4 protein-coding genes are annotated in these 3,434 nt (G+C 64.0%); all 4 read left to right on the top strand.

Features of this window, described 5'->3' with window-relative positions; genetic code table 11:
* Positions 1-180: 180 nt before the first annotated feature.
* The 4 genes from HV711_RS32995 to HV711_RS32980 all read left to right on the top strand — a co-directional run bounded on the left by HV711_RS32995 (position 181) and on the right by HV711_RS32980 (position 3,222).
* On the top strand, positions 181-714 hold the full coding sequence (locus HV711_RS32995; RefSeq protein ID WP_035484493.1) for a DUF6431 domain-containing protein: 534 nt from the start codon (positions 181-183) through the stop codon (positions 712-714).
* Positions 715-849: 135 nt separating this feature from the next.
* A complete protein-coding gene (locus tag HV711_RS32990; RefSeq protein ID WP_175145667.1) occupies positions 850-2,172 on the top strand; it encodes a DDE-type integrase/transposase/recombinase in 1,323 nt (440 codons plus the stop codon).
* Between the two features lies 1 nt (position 2,173).
* Entirely contained in the window at positions 2,174-2,968 is a 795-nt protein-coding gene (locus HV711_RS32985) for an ExeA family protein (RefSeq protein ID WP_144196292.1), read from the top strand.
* On the top strand, positions 2,965-3,222 hold the full coding sequence (locus HV711_RS32980) for a hypothetical protein (protein ID WP_035485235.1): 258 nt from the start codon (positions 2,965-2,967) through the stop codon (positions 3,220-3,222). Before HV711_RS32985 ends, HV711_RS32980 begins: the two co-directional genes overlap by 4 nt.
* Positions 3,223-3,434: the final 212 nt, after the last annotated feature.

The raw sequence follows: 3,434 nt of genomic DNA, 5'->3' as shown, positions 1-3,434 counted from the left end.
TGTTACGTCCCGGTCTATTTGAGGATCGGCGGGGGATGTTTGTATCGCGAACGTCGGGAACGAATTTTTGAACTTCACCGCAAAGAGCGCGGGATACAGCGGACGTAAAGATGGCCAGTACAGCTCTGATATCGTGGAACGTTTTCCGGACCTTACACGAACAATCAGAACAGACTGACCATGCATCGCATTGTATTCGCGTCTCTTACCCTCGAACAACATCTTCGCGCCGTTGTCTCCACGCCGCAGACCTATCGCCCTGAACGCTGCCCGCATTGCGGCTTCGGTGGCCTTTGGGGCCACGGCTTCTACGACCGCAAGGCCGACCGCAGCAGCCAGGCCGAACTCAACCCGGTACCCGTGCCGCGCTTTCGTTGCGTGGCATGCAGCCGCACCTGCTCGCGCCTGCCGCTGTGCATCTGCCCGCGCCGCTGGTACGGCTGGGCCCTGCAGCAACTGGGGCTCTCGCTGCTGCTGTTTGGCGTGTCGCTACGGCGCACGGCTGCCGTCACCGGCCTGGCCCGGCACACCGTGCGCCGCTGGTGGTGCTGGCTGCAGGCCAACAGCGCGGACTTCGCGTTTCGTCTGCGCAGCCGCTTTGCGGCGCTGGGCCGCACCACCGATACCCCTGCTTTCTGGCGCGCCTGTTTCGCCGACATGCCGTTGTGCCGTGCGATGGCCTGGCTCGATCACGACGGCCTGACTGTCCCGTGATCCGTTGAGTCTGGCCTGCCGCGCAACGGGCCACGTCATGGTTTAGCGGGCTGCCCACACAGTCTGGCCACTTCCGCCGCCATCGCGACGGCGGTTTCATGTCGCTTCCTCAACTGAACGAAGGAATTGGACGACATGAACCACATCGACGAGATGGCACTGTTCCGTCTGGGCGTGCTCGGCCCGCTTGTCAGCCGCGACGTACTTGCCCGCGGTGAACTCGCTCGCCTCATGCACCAGATCGCCCAGCAGGAGTACGCCATTCCTGGCTCCCGACGACGCCACATCAGCGAGAAGACGCTGCGCGTCTGGTACGACCTCTGGCGTCGCGATGGCGTCGCAGGACTCGCCAGCAAGCCTCGCAATGACCGCGGCGCATCGAAGCTGCCCGAGGCGGTGCAGGCCGCCGTGATCGCCGCCAAGCGCGAGAACCCACGCCGCTCGATCCGTCAGATCCGGCTGCTGCTCGAGGGCGCCGCAATCGTGCCGCGCGATTCGCTCTCCAGGAGCGCCGTCCACCGACTGCTCAAGACCCACGGCCTATCGCGTGTCACGGGTCCCACCGTCGTGCCCGACGAGAAGCGCAGCTTCGTCGCCGAGCATGCGGGCTCGATCTGGTACGGCGATGTATTGCACGGTCCGACGCTTTTGCTCAACGGCCGGCGTCGCAAGGTCTACCTCGTCTCGTTGATGGACGACGCCTCGCGACTCATCGCCCACAGCGCCTTTTGCCTATCCGAGAACGCGTTGGAGATCGAGGGCGTGCTCAAGCAGGCGTTAATGCGTCGAGGCATACCTGGCAAGCTTGTCGTCGATAATGGCTCGGCTTATCGCAGTGCCACCCTGCAGGGCATCTGCGCGCGCCTGGGCATCCGCCTGGTCCACTGCCAGCCGTACCAGCCAACCAGCAAAGGGAAGCTGGAACGCTGGCACAGAACGTTACGTTCCCTGTTCCTCGCCGAACTCGACACCACCCATATCCGCGAGCTGGGTGACCTGAACGCCCGCCTTTGGGCCTGGATCGAAACCATCTATCACCAGAGCAGGCACAGCGCACTCGGTGAGCATACGCCGCTTTCGCGCTACCAGCAGGACCTGCCGCGGATCCGCCTGCTCGGGCCGCTCGCCGCGCAGCTCGACGAGCTCTTCTGGCATCGCGTCAAACGCCTGGTGCGCCGTGACGGCACCGTCTCGTATAACGGCAAGCAGTTCGAAGTCCCGTACGAGCTCACCGGCCAGCACATCCAGCTCGTGGTCGACCCACACACCGGCACCGTCATGCACGTCGAGAACGATGAGGGCAAATACATCGGTATGGCGACACCGCTCGACGCCATCGCCAACAGCACGCGCCGGCGGCAGCGGCCTGCGGCCGAACCGGCCACTGCCCCAACCACTACCGGCCCGAACCTCATCGAGCTCGCCCATCAGCAGCACTACCCGCACACGGAGCAATGACATGTACCGTCAGCATTTCGGCCTGCGCTGTGCGCCGCTGGACAAGGACTCGATCGATCTGTGGGACGACGGCGCCATTACCCATCTGCGTGATCGCTTCCAGTGGCTGCTCGATAGCCCCGGCGTCGGTCTGCTCACCGGCGAGCCCGGCGTGGGCAAGACCGCCACCTTGCGTCACATCACCAGCAAGCTCAATCCGCACCGCTATCAGGTCATCTACACGGCCGAGACCGACTTCGGCCGCGTCGACCTGTACCGGGCGCTCGCGCGCGGACTCGGGCTCGAGCCCAGCTACCGGCGTGCCGACCTGTGGCGCGACATCAAGCAGCGCATCGTCGAACTCGCCCAGAGCCGCCAGATCGTGCCCGTCTGGATCATTGATGAATCCCAGCACCTGGCCGCCGAGTTTTTCCGCGATCTGCCGTCTTTTCTCAACTTTTCACAGGACGCCAGGGATCTCATTACCGTCTGGCTCGTTGGCCATCCGGGGCTGGCCAGCATGCTCGAACGTGCGCAGTTCAGCGCGCTGCACAGCCGCATCCAGGTACGCGTGCACTTCACGCCGGTTCTGGAGCGCGAACGCTTCTCCCAGCTCATCGCTCACGCGCTCAGCGCCGCCGGCTGCACTCACTCGTTGCTCTCCGATTCCGCCCTCGAGCAACTGCGCGAGGCCTCGCGCGGGGTGCCCCGTCAGGCCGGGCGCATCCTGCGTAACGCCATGCGCCTGGCAGTACCGAAAGGGCTGAACCACATCCCCGACGACCTCCTGCAGCGCGCCATCGAGGAGGTGAGATGACCCGCAACGCACTGCCCGCCATGACGCCTGCCACCATTCGCGAAACCATCATGTTTGCCTTCACCCGCAACGCCGGCGTTGCCGAAATCGAGCTCACCGACGAGACCGCCTTCATCATCATGGGCATTCTCGACGATCTCTGGCTATGGTTCGACACCGTCTACGGCGAACAGGCTCGCCGCTATCGTCCACCCGAAGACGTCGATACCGGCGATCCACCGGATCTGTTTGGCGATCCACTCGATCCGTTCTGATTTCACGGGGGCCGTCGCGGCCCCCGTCTGCATTGCAGCGCGCTCGATGCCCAACGGAACGGCACATTACTACGCGAGTTACCTTCGCCACATCGAACTTCGTCCCGCGCCTTGCTTCATCATGTGCACTTCTATCGCAGCGCGAGACAACCCGTTTCGTTTCATCTCGAATAGCGCGGGATGCCGATCCTCAAATAGACCGGGACGTAACA

Origin of the sequence: Paraburkholderia phenoliruptrix, assembly GCF_902859825.1 — a bacterium.
In the GTDB taxonomy this organism is placed as follows: domain Bacteria; phylum Pseudomonadota; class Gammaproteobacteria; order Burkholderiales; family Burkholderiaceae; genus Paraburkholderia; species Paraburkholderia phenoliruptrix.
Note: the sequence above shows the minus strand (reverse complement) of the source record. Positions and strands in the feature narration are given on the sequence as shown.

Excerpts from the sequence above, each read along its gene's own strand:
- HV711_RS32980 (WP_035485235.1), top strand. The coding sequence starts at position 2,965 with ATGACCCGCAACGCACTGCCCGCCATGACGCCTGCCACCATTCGCGAA.
- HV711_RS32995 (WP_035484493.1), top strand. The coding sequence starts at position 181 with ATGCATCGCATTGTATTCGCGTCTCTTACCCTCGAACAACATCTTCGC.
- HV711_RS32985 (WP_144196292.1), top strand. The coding sequence starts at position 2,174 with ATGTACCGTCAGCATTTCGGCCTGCGCTGTGCGCCGCTGGACAAGGAC.
- HV711_RS32990 (WP_175145667.1), top strand. The coding sequence starts at position 850 with ATGAACCACATCGACGAGATGGCACTGTTCCGTCTGGGCGTGCTCGGC.